This window comes from Pseudomonas sp. QD4 (assembly GCF_049199125.1).
Classification (GTDB): domain Bacteria; phylum Pseudomonadota; class Gammaproteobacteria; order Pseudomonadales; family Pseudomonadaceae; genus Aquipseudomonas.
In genome coordinates this window covers 113790-132338 of sequence record NZ_JBLZOM010000004.1, presented here as the reverse complement: position 1 = coordinate 132338, position 18549 = coordinate 113790, and the positions used below count along the sequence as shown (strand labels likewise).

General features: G+C 60.8%; 15 protein-coding genes. 10 read left to right on the top strand and 5 right to left on the bottom strand.

Annotated features, from left to right (window positions below; translation table 11 throughout):
• Positions 1–42: 42 nt before the first annotated feature.
• Entirely contained in the window at positions 43–2094 is a 2052-nt protein-coding gene (gene metG / locus ACOZJV_RS23570; protein WP_078471921.1) for a methionine--tRNA ligase, read from the bottom strand.
• Between the two features lie 291 nt (positions 2095–2385).
• Here metG and apbC point away from each other — a divergent pair, with 291 nt between their 5' ends.
• Positions 2386–3480, top strand: a complete 1095-nt coding sequence (apbC, locus tag ACOZJV_RS23565; protein WP_020298596.1) for an iron-sulfur cluster carrier protein ApbC — start codon at positions 2386–2388, stop codon at positions 3478–3480.
• A 58-nt stretch (positions 3481–3538) separates the two neighbouring features.
• Here apbC and ACOZJV_RS23560 read toward each other — a convergent pair whose 3' ends face one another.
• Complete coding sequence (locus ACOZJV_RS23560) at positions 3539–4297, bottom strand: SDR family oxidoreductase (RefSeq protein ID WP_201127614.1); 759 nt, start codon at positions 4295–4297, stop codon at positions 3539–3541.
• Between the two features lie 157 nt (positions 4298–4454).
• Between ACOZJV_RS23560 and ACOZJV_RS23555 the strand changes: the two genes are divergently transcribed.
• From ACOZJV_RS23555 to groL, 4 genes are all read left to right on the top strand, one after another.
• A complete protein-coding gene (locus ACOZJV_RS23555; protein WP_421548631.1) occupies positions 4455–5186 on the top strand; it encodes a HugZ family protein in 732 nt (243 codons plus the stop codon).
• Between the two features lie 66 nt (positions 5187–5252).
• Positions 5253–5729, top strand: a complete 477-nt coding sequence (locus ACOZJV_RS23550) for an FxsA family protein (protein WP_020298599.1) — start codon at positions 5253–5255, stop codon at positions 5727–5729.
• A 254-nt stretch (positions 5730–5983) separates the two neighbouring features.
• Positions 5984–6277, top strand: coding sequence for a co-chaperone GroES (locus tag ACOZJV_RS23545; protein ID WP_019827816.1), 294 nt, complete (start codon positions 5984–5986; stop codon positions 6275–6277).
• A 49-nt stretch (positions 6278–6326) separates the two neighbouring features.
• The gene (gene groL, locus ACOZJV_RS23540) at positions 6327–7970 is read left to right on the top strand and encodes a chaperonin GroEL (protein ID WP_020298600.1); all 1644 of its coding nucleotides are present in this window, start codon (positions 6327–6329) and stop codon (positions 7968–7970) included.
• Positions 7971–8242: 272 nt separating this feature from the next.
• Here groL and ACOZJV_RS23535 read toward each other — a convergent pair whose 3' ends face one another.
• Positions 8243–10192 carry an LTA synthase family protein gene (locus tag ACOZJV_RS23535; RefSeq protein ID WP_421548630.1) on the bottom strand — a complete coding sequence of 650 codons (1950 nt, stop codon included), beginning with the start codon at positions 10190–10192 and terminating at the stop codon, positions 8243–8245.
• Between the two features lie 205 nt (positions 10193–10397).
• On the opposite strand from ACOZJV_RS23535, the gene colR reads away from it, so the two are divergent.
• The 5 genes from colR (at position 10398) to ACOZJV_RS23510 (ending at position 14179) form a co-directional block, all read left to right on the top strand.
• Positions 10398–11081, top strand: coding sequence for a two-component system response regulator ColR (gene colR / locus ACOZJV_RS23530; RefSeq protein WP_020298602.1), 684 nt, complete (start codon positions 10398–10400; stop codon positions 11079–11081).
• Complete coding sequence (locus ACOZJV_RS23525; protein ID WP_421548629.1) at positions 11071–12351, top strand: sensor histidine kinase; 1281 nt, start codon at positions 11071–11073, stop codon at positions 12349–12351. Before colR ends, ACOZJV_RS23525 begins: the two co-directional genes overlap by 11 nt.
• A 199-nt stretch (positions 12352–12550) precedes the next feature.
• A complete protein-coding gene (locus tag ACOZJV_RS23520) occupies positions 12551–13231 on the top strand; it encodes a class I SAM-dependent methyltransferase (RefSeq protein WP_078472052.1) in 681 nt (226 codons plus the stop codon).
• A 4-nt stretch (positions 13232–13235) separates the two neighbouring features.
• Entirely contained in the window at positions 13236–13949 is a 714-nt protein-coding gene (locus tag ACOZJV_RS23515; RefSeq protein ID WP_078471913.1) for a lipopolysaccharide kinase InaA family protein, read from the top strand.
• A 2-nt stretch (positions 13950–13951) separates the two neighbouring features.
• Complete coding sequence (locus tag ACOZJV_RS23510) at positions 13952–14179, top strand: hypothetical protein (protein ID WP_020298606.1); 228 nt, start codon at positions 13952–13954, stop codon at positions 14177–14179.
• Positions 14180–14237: 58 nt separating this feature from the next.
• Here the strand turns inward: ACOZJV_RS23510 and ACOZJV_RS23505 are convergent, their stop codons facing one another.
• Positions 14238–17261 carry a multidrug efflux RND transporter permease subunit gene (locus ACOZJV_RS23505; protein ID WP_421548628.1) on the bottom strand — a complete coding sequence of 1008 codons (3024 nt, stop codon included), beginning with the start codon at positions 17259–17261 and terminating at the stop codon, positions 14238–14240.
• A 13-nt stretch (positions 17262–17274) separates the two neighbouring features.
• The gene (locus ACOZJV_RS23500) at positions 17275–18426 is read right to left on the bottom strand and encodes an efflux RND transporter periplasmic adaptor subunit (protein WP_078471911.1); all 1152 of its coding nucleotides are present in this window, start codon (positions 18424–18426) and stop codon (positions 17275–17277) included.
• Positions 18427–18549 lie beyond the last annotated feature (123 nt).

The window sequence follows — 18549 nt, the reverse complement described above, 5'->3', positions numbered from 1 at the left end:
TCACGCAAAGGCGTGGCGGGGGGATCGTGCCTGCGCGGGGGCTTACTTGATGCGCTGGCCAGGCTTGGCGCCGCTGTCCGGGCTCAGCAGGTAGATCTCTTCGCCGCCAGGGCCGGCGGCCATCACCATGCCTTCGGAAATGCCGAAACGCATTTTCCGTGGCTTGAGGTTGGCGATCATCATGGTCAGGCGGCCTTCGAGCTTGGACGGATCCGGGTAGGCGCTCTTGATCCCGGAGAACACGTTGCGCTGCTCATCACCGATATCCAGGGTCAGGCGCAGCAGCTTGTCAGCACCTTCCACGGCCTCGGCCTTGAGGATCAAGGCAACGCGCAGGTCGACCGCGGCAAAGGCGTCGAACTCGATCTCCGGCGACAGTGGGTCCTTGGCCAGCTCGCCGTTGCCGGCAGGTGCCGCTTCACCGGTGTCGGTGGCGCTGGCGGTCAGGTCTTCTTTGGAAGCGTCGGTCATGGCTTGCACTTTTACCGGGTCGATGCGGGTCATCAACGGTTTGAACTCGTTCAGTTGATGGTTGCTGAGCAGGGTGGCGTGGTCATTCCAGGTCAGCGGCGCGACGTTGAGAAAGGCCTCTGCATCGGCGGCCAGCAGCGGTAGCACCGGCTTGAGGAAGATCACCAGTTGGCGGAACAGGTTGATGCCCAGGGCGCAGATGGCCTGAACTTCGTCTTGCTTGCCTTCCTGTTTGTTCAGTGACCAGGGGGCCTTGTCGGCGATCCAGGCGTTGGCGCGGTCGGCCAGGCCCATGATTTCACGCATGGCTCGGGCAAAGTCGCGGGCCTCGTAGGCCTCGGCGATGCTCGGCGCGGCAGCCAGGAACGCGTCGGTCAGTTCCGGCGCGGCATTGCCTGCCACCAGCACCCCGGCGTTGCCCTTGTGGATGAACCCGGCGCAACGGCTGGCGATGTTGACGACTTTGCCCACCAAGTCGGAGTTGACCTTCTGCACGAAGTCTTCGAGGTTCAGGTCCAGGTCATCGACCCCGCGGCTCAGCTTGGCCGCGTAGTAGTAACGCAGGTATTCCGGCGACAGGTGGTCGAGGTAGGTCCGGGCCTTGACGAAGGTGCCACGGGACTTGGACATCTTCTGACCGTTGACGGTCAGGTAGCCGTGCACGTTGATGCCGGTAGGCTTGCGGAACCCGGCACCTTCGAGCATGGCGGGCCAGAACAGGGCGTGGAAGTTGACGATGTCCTTGCCGATGAAGTGATACAGCTCGGCGCTGGAATCCTTGGCCCAGAACGCATCGAAATCCAGTTCCGGACGGCGGGCGCACAGGTTCTTGAAACTGGCCATGTAGCCGATCGGCGCGTCCAGCCAGACATAGAAGTACTTGCCGGGCTCGTCCGGGATCTCGAAGCCGAAATACGGCGCATCGCGGGAGATGTCCCACTGTTGCAGGCCGGCGTCCAGCCACTCGGCGATCTTGTTGGCCACGGCGTCCTGCAGGGTGCCGCTGCGGGTCCAGGTTTGCAGCATTGCCTGGAAGTCCGGCAGCTTGAAGAAGAAGTGCTGGGAATCCTTGAGCACCGGGGTGGCGCCGGAGATCGCCGACTTCGGATCCTTCAGGTCGGTAGGGGCGTAGGTCGCACCGCATTTTTCGCAGTTGTCGCCGTACTGGTCCTCGGTGCCGCATTTCGGGCAGGTGCCCTTGATGAAGCGGTCGGCCAGGAACATTTTCTTTTCCGGGTCGAAATACTGGGTGATGGAGCGCTGGGCGATGTGCCCGGCGTCTCGCAGTTTCAGGTAGATCTGGCTCGACAGCTCACGGTTTTCTTCGGCGTGAGTGGAGTGGAAGTTATCGAAGTCCACCAGGAAGTCGGCAAAGTCGGCGCTGTGTTCAGCCTGGACGTTGGCGATCAATTGTTCCGGGGTGATGCCTTCTTTTTCCGCGCGCAGCATGATCGCCGAACCGTGGGCGTCGTCGGCGCAGACATAAATGCATTGGTTGCCGCGGTGCTTCTGGAAGCGCACCCACATGTCGGTCTGGATGTATTCCAGCATGTGGCCAAGATGGATCGAACCATTGGCATAGGGCAGGGCGCTGGTGACGAGGATCTTGCGTGGCTCGGACATGGGGCTCGGCTACTTGATGAAACGGAGGTCGGCCACTATAAAGCGCCGGCGCGGATTTTTCACCCCGTGAGCCCGTATCCAAGTGCGGCGCTCACAAAAACCGTAGCCAGGCCGCTGGCTTGTGCTGGGGGTGAAGTCGCCCCGAGCCGGTCGATGTGGCGCTGCCAGACTGACCGAATCAGTTCGGTTGCAACGACTTTGCCGGTCGGAGGGCGCAAGCTCCCTCGCCACGCATGTATGTCCGGCGTAGGATAGCCGCCTGTTTTTCCAGTCTTGTTATCGGAGTTGCCCATGAGCGCCGTCAATCGCGCAGCGGTGGAAGCCGTACTTCGCCAGTACACCGACCCTTACTTGAATCAGGACCCCGTCAGCGCCGGTTGCGTGCGGGCTATCGAGGTGCAGGGCGACCGTGTGTCGGTCCAGCTCGAGCTGGGCTACGCCGCCGATCTGTTCAAGAGCGGCTGGGCGCAGATGCTGCAACTGGCCATTGAAGGCCTGGACGGCGTGGCGAGCGCCAAGGTCGAGATCAGTACCGTGATCGCCGCGCACAAGGCCCAGGCCCAGATTCCGGGCCTGGCCAACGTCAAGAACGTGGTCGCAGTGGCCTCCGGCAAGGGCGGTGTGGGTAAATCCACCACCGCCGCCAACCTGGCCCTGGCCCTGGCCCGCGAAGGCGCCAAGGTCGGCATCCTCGATGCTGATATCTACGGCCCGAGCCAGGGCATCATGTTCGGCATCGCCGAAGGCACTCGGCCGAAGATCAAGGACCAGAAGTGGTTTGTGCCGATCGAGTCCCATGGGGTCGAAGTCATGTCCATGGCCTTCCTTACCGACGACAACACGCCGATGGTCTGGCGCGGGCCGATGGTTTCCGGGGCATTGTTGCAACTGGTGACCCAGACCGACTGGGGCAACCTCGACTACCTGGTGATCGACATGCCGCCAGGCACCGGTGATATCCAGCTGACCCTGGCGCAGAAGGTGCCGGTGGCCGGTGCGGTGATCGTCACCACGCCACAGGACCTGGCCCTGCTCGACGCACGCAAGGGCGTGGAGATGTTCCGCAAGGTCAATATCCCGGTGCTGGGCGTCGTCGAAAACATGGCGGTGCACATTTGCTCCAACTGCGGCCACGCCGAGCACCTGTTCGGTGAAGGCGGCGGCGAGAAGCTGGCCAGCCAATACGATGTCGAGCTGCTGGCCTCGTTGCCGTTGTCGATGCTGATTCGCGAGCAGGCCGACGGTGGCAAGCCGACGGTGATCGCCGAGCCCGACAGCCAGATCGCCATGGTTTACCAGGAACTGGCGCGCCACGTCGGTGCGCGGATCGTGTTGCAGGAAGCCGCGGCACCGGCGATGCCGAATATCACCATCAGCGACGATTGATGAAGCCCTCTCCAGCGCAGGTTCCCGTGGAATAAGGAGCCTGCCTGGCAGGGGGGAGTCAGATCCGCAAGCCGCCATCCATTTCCAGGATGCGCCCGGTGTAATAGTCGTTTTCGAAGATGTAAGCCGCCGAATGGGCGATTTCTTCCGGTTTACCCATGCGCTTGAGCGGAATGCCCGAGGTCATTTTTTCCAGGGCTTCGGGTTTCATGCCCAGGGTCATTTCGGTCTCGATAAAGCCGGGTGCGATGCCGGCTACGCGGATGCCGTAGCGCGCCAGTTCCTTGGCCCAGGTCACGGTAGCCGCGGCGACCCCGGCCTTGGCGGCCGAGTAGTTGGTCTGGCCCACGTTGCCGGCACGGGAGATCGAGGAAATATTGATGATGGCGCCGCTGTTTTTCAGCTCGACCATTTTTGCCGCGACTTCCCGAGTGCACAGGAACACCCCGGTCAGGTTGACGTCGATCACCGCCTGCCATTGGGCCAGGCTCATCTTGGTCATTTCGCCGTCCTTGACCTTGAGCAGCAGGCCGTCGCGCAGAATGCCCGCATTGTTGATCAGGCCGTGAATGGCTCCGAAGTCCTCGGCGACCTGGGCCACCATGTGCGTCACCTGTTCTTCATTGGCCACGTTGCACAGGTAGCTGCGAGCCTCGACACCCGCCGCGCGACAAGCGGCGACCGCCTGATCGAGTTTTTCCGGGTTGAGGTCGACCAGCGCCAACCGGGCGCCCTTGGCCGCGAAATACTCGGCCATGGAGCGGCCCAGACCCTGGCAACCGCCAGTGATAATGATTACTTTGTCAGTGAGTTGCATTCGCATGTCCCGCTAGCAGGTCAGAGTGGTTTTCCTTTGGGAAATCCCCGCGCCGGACATGGCCTGGCTGCAGATGAGAATTGCCCCGATGGCGTAACTGGAACACTGCTCCAGGCGCCCGTCCGTTTTCGACGGATTAGTTAAAAGGAGTCATAAAGTGAGCGTTGAAGCTGCCAAGAATGCACGAGAATTACTGCTCAAGGAATACCGCGGCGTATTGTCGACCCACTCCAAGGCCATGCCCGGTTTTCCCTTTGGTTCGGTGGTGCCCTATTGCCTGGACGAGCAGGGCCGGCCGCTGATCCTGATCAGCCGCATCGCCCAGCACACCCATAACCTGCAGAAAGACCCCAAGTGCTCGTTGCTGGTGGGCGAGCGCGAAGCTGAAGATGTGCAGGCCGTGGGGCGCCTGACCTACCTCGCCGAAGCCGAAAAGATTGGAGACAGCGCCGCCATCGACGCCGCTGCCGAGCGTTACTACCGCTACTTCCCCGAATCGCAGAATTACCATCAGGCCCACGATTTTGATTTCTGGGTCCTGAAGCCGGTTCGCCATCGCTATATCGGTGGCTTCGGCGCGATCCACTGGGTCGACCAGGTGACCCTGGCCAACCCGTTTGCCGGCAAGGGCGAAATCAGCATGGTCGAGCACATGAACAGCGACCATGGCAAAGCCATCTCCCACTATGTCGACCTGGCCGGGTTGCCCAAGACCGCGCCCGCGCACATGGTCGGGGTCGACACCGAGGGCATGCACCTGCGTATCGGCCAGGCGCTGTACTGGTTACCCTTTCCAAGCCTGTGTAATACGCCGACACAAGTGCGCGAGGCCCTGGTTTTCCTGGCCCACGCTGAACAATGGCCGAAAAATACGACCGCCGACGCTTGAATTCACGAATTGGCGACGTCATCTAGGGTCTATTGGAAGGCATTCTTCCGTAGAGGAAACCACTTGATGCGCCCTTTTCTGTTGCTCTTTCTGCTGTTCCCGGTGCTAGAGCTGTTTGTATTCGTCAAAGTCAGTGCTGCCATCGGGTTTTTCCCGGCGTTGCTGCTGATTATCCTCGGCTCGATGTTGGGGGTGCTGGTGCTGCGTGTCGCAGGCCTGGCCACGGCGTTGAAGGCCCGTGAAAGCCTGAACCGGGGCGAGTTGCCCGCGCAGACCATGCTCGAGGGGCTGATGATGGCCCTGGCCGGCGGCCTGCTGATCCTGCCGGGCTTCGTCAGCGACGTGCTTGGCCTGATCATGCTGCTGCCCCTGACTCGTCGCTTGCTGGCCAATAAAATGCGCCAGCGGGCCGAGGAACAGGCGATTCGTCAGCGAGCCTTTGCCGACGATATGCACGCCGCTCGCGGCGGTCCGGCGCCACAGCGTCCGGTCGGGCGTGAGCCGAATGTGATCGAAGGCGAGTTCGAGCACCGCGATTCGTGATTCAACCGCACATCGACACGGCACCTTGAAGGTGCCGTGTTGGTTTTCGGCGTCAGGAAAGTAAAAAAATTTCACTGGGCCGCCCTTGTAATAAGCTTATGCGCCCTTATGTAACGGTCACCGCAAGGTTTCTGGTGGTTACGCCAGACAGACTTCCGCGGCTCGCTTGTCGAGTCGCAACCGGCAACGCCGGATTTGCTAACCCGCCGGCATCCACACCGGCCGCTTAAAACCACAATTAGGAGAGATCGACAATGAAGCTTCGTCCTCTGCATGACCGCGTCGTCATCCGTCGCAGCGAAGAAGAAAAGAAAACCGCTGGCGGGATCGTTCTGCCAGGTTCGGCTGCCGAAAAAGCCAACAGCGGTGAAATCCTTGCTGTCGGTACCGGCCGCGTGCTGGACAACGGTGAAGTACGTGCGCTGGCCGTGAAAGTGGGTGACAAGGTTGTGTTCGGCCCTTACTCCGGCAGCAACACTGTGAAAGTAGACGGCGAAGACCTGCTGGTAATGGCTGAGAACGAGATTCTCGCTGTTATCGAAGGCTGATTCCCCGCTCATTTTCCCGTTACTACAAAGTATTTAAGGAATATCGATCATGGCTGCTAAAGAAGTTAAATTCGGCGATTCCGCCCGTAAGAAAATGCTCGCCGGTGTCAACGTCCTGGCTGACGCAGTAAAAGCGACCCTGGGCCCGAAAGGCCGTAATGTGATCATCGAGAAGAGCTTCGGCGCTCCGACCATCACCAAGGACGGCGTTTCCGTCGCCAAAGAAATCGAGCTGAAAGATCGCTTCGAAAACATGGGCGCGCAGCTGGTCAAAGACGTTGCCTCCCGTGCCAACGATGACGCAGGCGACGGCACCACCACCGCTACCGTTCTGGCTCAGTCGATCGTCAACGAAGGCCTGAAAGCCGTCGCTGCCGGCATGAACCCAATGGACCTCAAGCGCGGTATCGACAAAGCGACCATCGCTATCGTCAAAGAGCTCAAAGCCCTGTCCAAGCCTTGCGCTGACACCAAGGCCATCGCTCAGGTCGGCACTATCTCGGCCAACTCCGACAGCTCCATCGGCGACATCATTGCCGAAGCCATGGAAAAAGTCGGTAAAGAAGGCGTGATCACCGTTGAAGAAGGCTCGGGCCTGGAAAACGAACTGTCGGTTGTTGAAGGCATGCAGTTCGACCGTGGCTACCTGTCCCCGTACTTCGTCAACAAGCCAGAGACCATGACTGCCGAGCTGGACGGTCCGCTGATCCTGCTGGTTGACAAGAAAATCTCCAACATCCGCGAAATGTTGCCAGTACTGGAAGCCGTTGCCAAAGCCGGCCGTCCACTGTTGATCGTGGCCGAAGACGTTGAAGGCGAAGCCCTGGCGACTCTGGTTGTGAACAACATGCGTGGCATCGTCAAAGTCGCTGCCGTCAAGGCACCGGGCTTCGGCGACCGTCGCAAGGCAATGCTGCAGGACATCGCTGTTCTGACTGGCGGTACCGTTATCTCCGAAGAGATCGGCCTGAGCCTGGAAAGCACTACCCTGGAGCACCTGGGTAATGCCAAGCGCGTGATCCTGTCCAAAGAAAACACCACCGTGATCGACGGCGCTGGCGTTGAGACTGACATCCAGGCTCGCGTTCTGCAGATCCGTCAGCAAGTGGCTGACACTTCGTCCGACTACGACCGTGAAAAACTGCAAGAGCGTCTGGCCAAGCTGTCCGGCGGCGTTGCAGTGATCAAGGTTGGCGCTGGTTCCGAAGTTGAAATGAAAGAGAAGAAAGCCCGCGTTGAAGACGCCCTGCACGCTACCCGTGCAGCCGTTGAAGAAGGCGTGGTACCTGGCGGTGGCGTGGCACTGGTTCGCGCTCTGCAAGCCATCAGCGAACTGAAAGGCGACAACGCCGATCAGGACGTTGGTATCCAACTGCTGCGTCGCGCTGTTGAAGCGCCACTGCGTCAGATCGTTGCCAACTCCGGCGACGAGCCAAGCGTTGTGGTCGACAAGGTCAAGCAGGGTTCGGGTAACTACGGTTACAACGCTGCTACCGGCGAATACGGCGACATGATCGAGATGGGCATCCTTGACCCAGCTAAAGTGACTCGTTCGGCTCTGCAGGCAGCGGCTTCCATCGCCAGCCTGATGATCACCACCGAAGCGATGATCGCCGAGATCAAAGAAGACGCTCCAGCTGGCGGCGGTATGCCAGACATGGGCGGTATGGGCGGCATGGGCGGCATGATGTAAGCCAGCCTTACCCGCTGTACTGAAAAGCCCCGCCTGCGTTTAGCAGGCGGGGCTTTTTTATGCCTGCTTGTTGGCAGGCCTGGCTTGTAACGCTTTGCGAGTGCTCCCTGAATCACTGGCGCCACTGCGCAGGGGCCGGTGCTGCGTGAAGTGGCAGGATACTTCCAAGTAGTGAAATGGGGCGCAGGCGAGAGAGGCAGAAGGAGAGGGCAGGAAAGCCAGCATCCACAATGCTTGAAAGGCCCCGGGGCGATGGCTCCGGGGCCTTTCGCTTAACGCACGCTGATCTCGACCGAAGCTTTTGGCGCGGGTTTCCAGCCCAGCAGCTGTTGCTTGAAGTCATAGCTGGCGGCTTGGTAGTAGGTGATGGCTCGGGTAATCAGCGGGTCGCTGGCCTCGGCCTGGGATTCACGGCTGTCGCCCAACGCCTGGTCATGTCGGCGCAGTCCCTGGCGTGGGCTGAGGATAGCCAGATCCTGGCCATCGAATAGCCCCAGGTGCTGATAATTACCGACCACCACGCGAGGCGGCAGCGGGTTGTCCTGCAGCAAGTTGCGGCCGAAGAAGGTCGATTGATAGTCCAGGTTGAGCAGGCCGAGCAGGGTTGGGGCCAGGTCGATCTGGCTGGCCAACTGCGCGGTTTCCCGGGCTTCGATCAGTTTGGGTCCATAGATGAACAGCGGGATCTGGTAGTTGGTGATCGGCAAGTCTTCCTTGCCGGCGCTGCCCGCTGTGTGGTCGGCGACAAACACGAAAATGGTGTTGTCGAACCAGGGCTTTTGCCGCGCGGCCTCGAGGAACTGGCCGATGGCGTAGTCCGTGTATTTCACCGCGCCGTCACGACCCTTGCCGGATTTGATATCGATCCGATCATCGGGGTAGGTGTAGGGGCGGTGGTTGGACGTGGTCATCAACTGCAATAGAAACGGTTGTTGCTTCTCATAGTCGGCGTCCGCCAGCTTGAGCGTTTGCTGGTAGAGGTCTTCGTCGGCCATGCCCCAGGCATTTTTGAAGTGGATTTGCGACTCTTCGACGCTGCTCTGATCGACCACGCGATAGCCGTTGCCGCCGAAGAACGCGTTCATATTGTCGAAGTAACCACGGCCACCGTAGACGAACACGCTGTCGTAGCCGATGGCGCTGAGTTGCTGGCCCAGGCTGGCGAAGCCGCTTTCACGGCCGACGCGCTTGACGATCGAGCGCCCCGGAGTGGGGGGGATGGCCAGGGTGATGGCTTCCAGGCCCCGGTCGGTGCGGGTTCCGGTGGCGTAGAAATTGTTGAAGTACAGGCTCTGTTTTCGCAGGGCGTCGAGGTTCGGTGTCAGGTTGCGCTCGTCGCCGTTGCTGCCCATGTACTTGGCGCTGAAGCTTTCAATGGTCACCAGGATGATATTGGCTTTGCGCAGCGTGCCCGGGTTATCGATGACCCGGCGGATATCCAGTGGGTCATTGCCGATAAAGCGCGCATTGGGTTCGCTGAGTTCGTCGCGCAATTGGCGGGCCACGATTGGCGCCGGCAGGCTGCGATAGAACTGCGGATAGTCGAGTTCGTTATTGCGAAATGCCGCAAAGAATTGATAGGGCCCGTTGCTCGCCAGTTCATTCTGATAGGCATTGCCACCCTGTGCACGGGGGCTGTCCTGGCTGAGCAGTTGCAGGCTGGCCCCGGCAAGCAGCGCCAGGCCCAGTGCACTGACCAGGCGTCCACGCAGTGCTGGTAACGGTGCATCGAGTGCCGCGTTGAACGGTTTGCGCAGGGCCAGACTCAGTGCAATCGCCAGGACCGCGAGAATGCTCAGCAAGGTGCCGATCGGGTACGACTCCAGGAGGTTGTTCAGCACCTCGTCGGAGTACACCAGGTAATCCACGGCAATAAAGTTGAAGCGCACCCCGAACTCATCCCAGAACAACCACTCCGCGACGGCGGTGAACAGCATCGCGAACAGGCTGACGCACAGCAGGCCCTGGAGAAACCAGCGATGGCCTTTGCGGCGCCACAGGCCCGGCGGACACAGCAACAGATACAGGCCCAGGGGCAACGCGGCGTAGGCCAGGAAACCCAGGTCATAGAGCACGCCGATCCCGAACAGCGGCAGGAAATGGCTTCCGGCCTCGTCCAGGTGGGTGATCAGCAACACGCTGCGGGTTAGGAGGAAAATCACCAGCCAGGAGCTGGTCAGAAGCAGCAGAAAACGCAACGGCGCTGACTTGAGCAGGTCCATTGTTAACATTCCTTATTATTCAATGGGGGGAGTGTGGAGGCGCCACTGTAGAGAGGTTGTGAACCGATAGTGAAAAACTTGTTAAGCGCCGGGCACCGTCGGCACCGCGGCCGGAGTGCTGTTCGCGCAGTTCTGGCTCTGAGCTGCGCTTGGCCGTAAGCTGCGCGAGCCAAGACGGCCGTAACAGCGTGTGGAGAAAGTGCCGATGCGAATTTTATTGGTTGAAGACAACCGCGATATTTTGGCCAATCTGGCCGACTACCTGGGGCTCAAGGGCTACACCGTCGACTGTGCGCAGGACGGTTTGTCAGGTTTGCATCTGGCCGCCACCGAGCATTACGACCTGATCGTGCTCGACATCATGCTGCCCGGAATCGATGGCTACACCCTGTGCAAGCGCCTGCGCGAAGACGCCCGGCGCGACACCCCGGTGATCATGCTCACTGCCCGCGATCAATTGGATGACCGACTGCTGGGCTTCAAGTCCGGGGCCGACGACTACCTGGTCAAGCCTTTTGCCCTGTCCGAGCTGGCCGCGCGCATCGAAGCCGTGATGCGCCGGGCCCAGGGCGGCGGGCGCCGCGCGTTGCAGGTTGGTGACCTGAGCTATGACCTAGACACCCTGGAGGTCACCCGTGAGGGGCGTTTGCTCAAGCTCAACCCGGTGGGGCTGAAGCTGCTGGCGGTCCTGATGCAGAAAAGCCCCCATGTGCTGCGGCGCGAGATTCTCGAGGAAGCGCTGTGGGGCGATGACTGCCCTGACAGCGACAGTCTGCGCAGCCATGTGCACCAGTTGCGGCAGGTGATCGACAAGCCGTTTGCCAAACCCCTGCTGCACACTGTGCACGGCGTCGGTTATCGCCTGGCCGAGGGGCGAGATGGAGTTTAAGCAAAGCCTTGCCCAGCGGATCATCATTGCCTTTGCCCTGATGAGTGCGCTGGTGGCGGGCGCCTTCGCCATGGGCATCGTTGCCACTGTGCATCTGGTCGAGGAAAAACTGATTTCCGCAGGGCTGGGGGGCGATCTGCAGCGGCTGTTGCTGATGGACAACGTCAGTGACTGGAGCCATCGCCCGGAGCCGGACCAGCTGTTTTACTACAGTGGCGGCCGTGGTGATTTCGAATTGCCCAAGGATCTGCGCCATCTGGATCCCGGGTTCCATGAGGTGTTTCGCGAGCAGCTGTCGTACCACGCCATGGTCGAGGTCGTCGACGGACGGCGTTATGTCCTGCTGCAGGACCAAAGTGATTTCGAAGAGCGCGAGCGGGTGCTGTTCGCTGTGGTGCTGGTGGGGTTTGTCCTCAGCCTGGCGCTGGCGGTGTTTCTTGGTTGGATCCTGGCGCGACGCGTCATGGCTCCGGTGGTGCGCCTGGCGCGTCAGGTCCGCCATCGCGACCAACTGTTGGGCCTGGCCCCGCCGCTGGCGCCCGACTACGCGGCGGATGAAGTCGGCGAGCTGGCGGTGGCGTTCGACGCCACCCTGGGCCGCTTGCGCCAGGCCCTGAGTCGCGAACGGCTGTTTACCAGCGATGTCAGCCATGAGCTGCGCACGCCGCTGATGGTGCTGGCCAGCTCCTGCGAGTTGTTGCTGGAAAACCCCTGCATCGACCAGCGCGGTCGCGCCCAGGTCGAACGCATCGCCCGTGCCTGCGAGGAAATGCGCGAGCTGGTGCAGACGTTCCTGATGCTGGCGCGGGCCCAGCGTGAAGATGCGAGCATGTCGCCGCAGTTGACGCTGAGCCAGGTGGCCGATGATTTGATCGGGCTCTGGAGCGGGCCGATCCGCGATAAGGGCATCGAGCTCATCTTCGAACCCGGACAACCCCTGGACACCCGCTATAACGCGACCTTCCTGCACGCGGTGATGGGTAACCTGCTGCGCAACGCGTTGCACTACACCGAGCAGGGCTACATCCGCCTCACCTTGCAGCCTCAGGGTTTTGTGGTCGAAGACAGCGGTGTCGGCATCCCGGAGGAGAAGCGCGAAGCGATGTTCGAGCCCTTTGTCCGCGGCGATGAAAAGCGCGGCGAAGGCCTGGGCCTGGGCTTGTCGCTGGTGCAACGGATCTGCGAAAACCAGGGCTGGACCGTGACCTTGAGCACCATGACCCCGAACGGTTGCCGCTTTCAGGTGGATTTGAACCAGGCCAAAGCCTGAACCCTCCCTATGCCCCGGTTCTCCGGGGCATTGCTCTTTGCCGTTTATCTGCTGCCATGTGGCCCCATGCCACCTCGGATAAGCTGTAAAAATCTGTAATATTTTCGCCGTGGACGGGACAAAGTTTTCACAAAGGCATGACCTGACGCTGACAGTCCGCTACCTAAAGTGGCGCCATCAGTTGCAGGAGACTTTGATGATGGCGACCCCGATCAAGCTGGAATTTTCCGAAAAGTACGACGATCAGCATGCCCAGGACTATTTGCTCAAGCACCAGAACGGTCTTGCGCGCAAATTGTCCCATCGGCGTGATGAGCAGTTGGCCCGTGCCGCCCTGGCCCTGGCCGGTGAGCCGGGGCTGGTGCTCGATTTGCCGTGTGGAGCCGGGCGCTTCTGGCCATTGCTGGCGGAAAAAGCCAACCGCGTGATCATTGGTGCTGATAATTCCGCATCCATGTTGAAGATAGCCACCGTGGCCCAACCGGGTGAGGTGGTAAAACGGGTACAACCCTTGCAGACCTCTGCATTTGCCATCGATCTGCCAGATAACGCAGTCGACAGCATTTTCTCAATGCGTCTGCTACACCACATTGGTGAGTCGGCGCATAGGGTCGCCTTGTTGCAGGAATTTCAGCGGGTTACCCGCGATAGCGTCATCGTTTCACTCTGGGTTGACGGTAATTTCAAGGCCTGGAAACGCAAGCGCATGGAGCGCCAGCGGCTCGAGGAAAACGGGGAGCAGGGTTACCAGAACCGGTTTGTGTTACCTGCGGCCACGGTAGAACAAGAATTTGAACAGGCAGGTTTTCGCGTCCAGGATCGTCTGGATTTTTTCCCGCTCTACGCTATGTGGCGGGTTTACGTACTACGTAAGAGGTAACAGGATGGCTGTTGAATGTGCATCGGAAATGGACGTCGCGCACGCAGATCGCTTCGATTATTTTTGGAATCAACACGGCGAATGGGTTGAAGAGCCCAATCGACGTCGAGGCGGGGAAAGCGGTGTGCAGCGGGTTTCGGGCATCAACGGCCGTTTGCTCTATGTAAAACGTCAGACCGGGCATATTTATCGCAGTTGGCTGCACCCCTTTGGTCGCCCCACTGTGTTGCGTGAGGAGACCGCCCTTAAGGGCTTGCGTCTGTTGGACGTGCGGGTGCCGGAGCTGGTGTTCTGTGGTGCGCAACGTGATCCCGAGCACCAGTGGCGGGCGCTGTTGGTCACCGCGGCGCTCGAGGGCTTTGTGGAAGTGGAAAACTGGTACGCCGCGGGCGAGCGTGAGCGTCACGACGAAGCGCTGCATGATCGTTTGCTCAAGGAATTGGCCCAGACCCTGGCGCGCATGCATCAGGGGCGTTGGCAGCACGGTTGCCTATATGCCAAGCATGTGTTCGTCAAGGTCACCGGGAGCGGGGCGTCGGCCGAGGTCGAGGTGGCGCTGCTGGATTTCGAGAAGTGTCGGCAACGCCTGTCCCGTCAACGAGCGGCGGCCCATGACATGAAACAACTGCGTCGCCATTCGTCGTGGAATGCCACGGACTGGGACAAACTCTACTACTTTTACAAGACGGCGTTTGGCAGCGCTATCAAAGGTTTATAGCGATGAAGCTAGAAGTTGCACGAGGTTTGTTTCTGGTAGGTGCCCTGGTGGTCGCCTCACTGGCCGTGGCTGCCTGGGAGCAGCCGCGTACGCAAGTGCTCAGTGCAATGCACAGCGATGCGCATTGCCCTCTGCCACGAGTGGCCAAAGCCTCTGCGGTGGTCAAGCCCGACCATGATCTGTTGTTATTCATGTTCGGCATGACTCAGGGAATGAGGCCGCAAAGTTGAAGAGCAGCAAGCCCACCTGAAAGGCCTCGCATTGCGAGGCCTTTTACTGTGTTGGCGCTTATCTGTCCGGCTTGGCCAGTAAGGTGTAGATGCACGGCAATACGAAGAGGGTGAACAGGGTACCGATGGACATGCCGGTGGCGATCACGGTGCCGATGTCAAAACGGCTGACGGCCCCCGCACCGGTGGCCAGGATCAAGGGCACCATGCCAAAGACCATGGCCGCAGTGGTCATCAGTACCGGACGCAGGCGTATGGCGGCGGCCTCTTCAACTGCCTGACGCGGGGTCAGGCCCTTGTCCTTGCGCAGTTGGTTGGCGAATTCAACGATCAGGATCCCGTGCTTGGTGATCAGCCCGATCAGGGTCACCAGTCCGACCTGGGTATAGATGTTCATGCTCGACCAGCCGAGAAACAGCGGAATCAACGCCCCGCAGATCGACAGCGGCACGGTCACCAGAATCACCAGTGGATCGCGAAAGCTCTCGAACTGCGCGGCCAGCACCAGGAAAATAATCGCCAGTGCCAGGCCAAAGGTGACCCAGAGCGCGCTGCCTTCCTGCACAAACTGACGGGAGGCACCGGCATAGTCGAAGGCGTAACCCGCCGGTGCTTCCTCACGGGCAATCTGACGCACGGTCTCGATCGCCTCGCCCATGCTGACGATGGGCACGCCGGACATGGTGGCCGCGTTGAGTTGCTGGAACTGATTCAACTGCCGGGGACGCGCGCGGTCAGTGACGGTGATCAGGGTCGACAGCGGCAACGCCTGGCCCAGGGTATTTTTCACGTAGTAGTTGTTCAACCATTCGGGGTTGTCGCGGTAGGCCCGCTCGACCTGGGCGATCACCTTGTAGCTGCGGCCGTCGATGGTGAAACGGTTGATTTCCGCCTCCCCCAGCAAGGTGGCCAGGGTGCTGCCCAGATCCTGCATTGAAACCCCCATCTGCGCCGCCTTGGCGCGGTCGATATCGACCACTACTTCCGGTTTGTCGAAGGCCAGGTCGAGGTCGACGAACGCGAATTTGCCGGACTCCATGGTGCGTTTCTTGATGCGCTCGGCCACTTGCAGCAACGACTCGTAGTCATTGGGGGTGTTGATGATGAACGCGAAGGGCAGGCCCTCCCCGGTGCCCGGCAGGGACGGCAGGTTGAAGCCAAACACCTGCAGCCCGGCGATGGAGCTCAACTTGCCTTGCACCTCCGGCAGGATTTGCATCTGAGTCCGGCTGCGCTCGCTCCAGGGCTTGAGCAGGAAGCCGCCGATCCCTGACTGCACGCCGTTGAAGCCGTTGATCTGGAACGATGAGTAGTACTCGGGGAACTCCTTGAAGATCGTGATGAACTCATCGGTGTAGGCGTTGAGGTAGTCCAGGTTGGCCGGTTGTGGGGCCGAGGCCATCATGAAAATGATCCCCTGGTCCTCGTCCGGGGCCAGCTCCGACTTGGTGAACTTGAGCAGCAGCGGAATCAGGCACAGCACGATCAACGCGAACACCAGCACCACCGGCCGGGTGTTGAGGGTGCCGTGAAGCATGCGCTGGTAGCGGCGCTTGAGGCCCTCGAATATCTGGTCGAGACGGTGGGACAGGCCACTGGGGTTTGCATCGTGGCGCAGCAACAGCGCGCACATCATCGGCGACAGGGTCAGGGCCACCACTCCGGAAATCACCACCGCCCCGGCCAGGGTCAGGGCGAACTCCTTGAACAGCGCTCCGGTCAGCCCCGTCAGGAACCCGATCGGCGCATACACCGCGGCCAGGGTGATGGTCATCGAAACCACCGGCAAGGCGATTTCCCGGGCGCCCTCGATGGCTGCGTCCAGCGGTGTCTTGCCCTCTTCGATATGCCGGTGGATGTTCTCCACCACCACAATCGCATCGTCCACCACCAGGCCGATGGCCAGTACCATGGCCAGCAGGGTCAAAAGGTTGATCGAGTAGCCCATCAATTGCATGAAAAACATCACGCCGATCATCGACAGCGGGATGGTGACCACCGGGATCACCACCGAGCGCAGGGCGCCGAGAAACAGGAACACCACCACAATCACGATCAGCACGGCTTCGAACAGGGTCTTGAGCACCTCGTTGATCGAGGCCTGGATAAACAGCGTGGCGTCGTAGGCAATCTCGACCTTGAGGTTGGGCGGCAGCTGGGACTCCAGCTCGGGCATGAGCTTGCGCACTTCCCTGATCACATCCAGCGGGTTGGCGCCGGGAGTCGCCTTGATGCCGATGTAGACCGAAGGCGTGCCGGCGAAAGAGCTGATGGCGTTGTAGTTCTCCGCGCCCATTTCCACCCGTGCCACGTCGCTGAGCAGGACCCGGCTGTCACCGTCGACTTTCAGCGGAATCGCGGCAAAGGCTTCGGCGGATTTGAGCTCGGTGTTGGCGTTGATGCTGGTCACCACGTACTCGCCCTTGACCTCGCCGGCCGCCGACAGGAAGTTGTAGCGGCGCACGGCATCGGTCACGTCACTGGCGCTCAGGCCGTAGCCGGCCAGCTTGACCGGGTCCAGCCACAGGCGCATGGCGAACACCTGGTTGCCAAGGATCTCGGCCTCGGCCATGCCCGGCAGGGTCGCCAGCTTCGGTTGGATGACCCGCGACAGATAGTCGGTGATCTGCGGGTTATTCAGCTCCTTGCTGAAGAAGCTGATGTACATCAGCGCCGAGGCGTCGGCGGCCTCCCGGCTCAGGACCGGGTCTTCGGCGTCTTGCGGCAGTTGGTTCTTGACCTCGTTGGCCTTGGCCAACAGTTCTGTGAACAGGCGGTCGCTGTTGGAGCCGATGCGCGCGTAGATCGAAATCACCGAGAAGTTCTGGCGGCTGACCGAGGTCATGTAGTCGATGCCTTCGGCACTGGCCAGGCTCTGTTGCAGCGGCTGGGTGATATAGCCCTGGATGGTCTCGGCGTTGGCGCCGGGGTAGGCCGTGGTCACCGTGATCAAGGCGTTTTCCATCTGCGGGTATTGGCGCAGGGGCAACTTGCTCCAGGCCTGGAAGCCCAGCAGCACAATCAGCAGGCTGACCACGGTGGCGAGCACCGGGCGACGAATGAACGGGTCGGTAAAAGCCATGGTGATTCCTTGATCAGTCAGTACGTGGCTGGCTGTTCTGATGATCGGGCAGCAGCTTGTCCGGGCTGATGGCAATGTGCGCGCCGTTGTCCAGCTTGATCTGCCCGGCGCTGACCACCTGCTCGCCCTTGGCCACGCCCTTGTTGATCAGCACCAGGCCGTCCCGACGTTCGCCGGTTTCGACGTAGCGCCGCTCGGCGATCAGGATCGGCTGGCCCTGAGGGTCTTTTTCCTCGCTGCCGTCCGCCGCTTTCCTGTGGGCCACCACGTACAGCGAATTGCCGTAGAGGGTGTAGGCGATGGCGCTTTCCGGGACCACGATTTTTGCCTGTGGATCCGGCAGCAGCACTTGCAGGTTGGCGAACATCCCCGGCAGCAGCTTGCCGCCCGGGTTGGCCAGGGTGGCGCGGACCAGCACGTTGCGCGTGCTGTTTTCGACCTTGGGGTTGATGGCGCTGATTTTGCCTTCGACCTGTTCCCCGGGGTAGGCCGCGACGCTGATCTGCACCGGCTGGCCCAGGGCGACTTTCGGCACCGACTGTTCCGGAATGTAGAAGTCGACGTAGAGGCTGCTCAGGTCCTGCAGGGTAGCGATCACCGTGCCGCTGGCCAGGTAGTCGCCAATGTCCACCTGGCGGATGCCGATGGTGCCGCTGAAGGGCGCGAGCATGCGTTTCTTGGCCAGCGCGGCTTTCAGCTGATTGACCGTGGCTTTGTTCTTTTGCAACTGCGCCGAGAGCCGGTCGAATTCGCCTTTGGAAATGGCCTGGCTGCCAACCAGTTGGCTGCCGCGACCGAAATCCAGCTGGGCTAGCCCGAGGTCGGCCTGGGCGGTTTCCAGCAGGGCGCTTTCCACTGCGCTGTCGAGTTGCAGCAGCGCTTGCCCGGCCTTGACCTGTTGCCCTGACTCGAACTGCAGGTCTTTGACGGTGCCGGCGATTTCCAGGCTCAGGTTGACGCCCTGCAGGGCCTTGAGGGTGCCGACAGTGGGCAGGCGGTTTTGCCAGGGGCGCTCGCTGGCGGTGGCCACGGCGACGCTGATCGGCGGCGGTGGGGCCGAGAACACCTGAATCTGCCGGTAGATGGAGAAGGCTTTGTAGCCCGCCAGCAGCAGCACGATTAACAGGACGATACCCAACATGATCAGCATGCGGCGGCGCAGCATATTCCGTTTCCTTGGACAAAAAGCCGGGAATAAAAAGCGTGGATAGCCGGGCACATTACTCCGTCTTTTCGGGGGCTTCCAGATGACAATCCATTCAACTGGAGCCCCTTCGCCAGGGGCGGC

Excerpts from the sequence above, each read along its gene's own strand:
- metG (WP_078471921.1), bottom strand. The coding sequence starts at position 2,094 with ATGTCCGAGCCACGCAAGATCCTCGTCACCAGCGCCCTGCCCTATGCC.
- apbC (WP_020298596.1), top strand. The coding sequence starts at position 2,386 with ATGAGCGCCGTCAATCGCGCAGCGGTGGAAGCCGTACTTCGCCAGTAC.
- ACOZJV_RS23560 (WP_201127614.1), bottom strand. The coding sequence starts at position 4,297 with ATGCAACTCACTGACAAAGTAATCATTATCACTGGCGGTTGCCAGGGT.
- ACOZJV_RS23550 (WP_020298599.1), top strand. The coding sequence starts at position 5,253 with ATGCGCCCTTTTCTGTTGCTCTTTCTGCTGTTCCCGGTGCTAGAGCTG.
- ACOZJV_RS23545 (WP_019827816.1), top strand. The coding sequence starts at position 5,984 with ATGAAGCTTCGTCCTCTGCATGACCGCGTCGTCATCCGTCGCAGCGAA.
- groL (WP_020298600.1), top strand. The coding sequence starts at position 6,327 with ATGGCTGCTAAAGAAGTTAAATTCGGCGATTCCGCCCGTAAGAAAATG.
- ACOZJV_RS23535 (WP_421548630.1), bottom strand. The coding sequence starts at position 10,192 with ATGGACCTGCTCAAGTCAGCGCCGTTGCGTTTTCTGCTGCTTCTGACC.
- colR (WP_020298602.1), top strand. The coding sequence starts at position 10,398 with ATGCGAATTTTATTGGTTGAAGACAACCGCGATATTTTGGCCAATCTG.
- ACOZJV_RS23525 (WP_421548629.1), top strand. The coding sequence starts at position 11,071 with ATGGAGTTTAAGCAAAGCCTTGCCCAGCGGATCATCATTGCCTTTGCC.
- ACOZJV_RS23520 (WP_078472052.1), top strand. The coding sequence starts at position 12,551 with ATGGCGACCCCGATCAAGCTGGAATTTTCCGAAAAGTACGACGATCAG.
- ACOZJV_RS23515 (WP_078471913.1), top strand. The coding sequence starts at position 13,236 with ATGGCTGTTGAATGTGCATCGGAAATGGACGTCGCGCACGCAGATCGC.
- ACOZJV_RS23510 (WP_020298606.1), top strand. The coding sequence starts at position 13,952 with ATGAAGCTAGAAGTTGCACGAGGTTTGTTTCTGGTAGGTGCCCTGGTG.
- ACOZJV_RS23505 (WP_421548628.1), bottom strand. The coding sequence starts at position 17,261 with ATGGCTTTTACCGACCCGTTCATTCGTCGCCCGGTGCTCGCCACCGTG.
- ACOZJV_RS23500 (WP_078471911.1), bottom strand. The coding sequence starts at position 18,426 with ATGCTGCGCCGCCGCATGCTGATCATGTTGGGTATCGTCCTGTTAATC.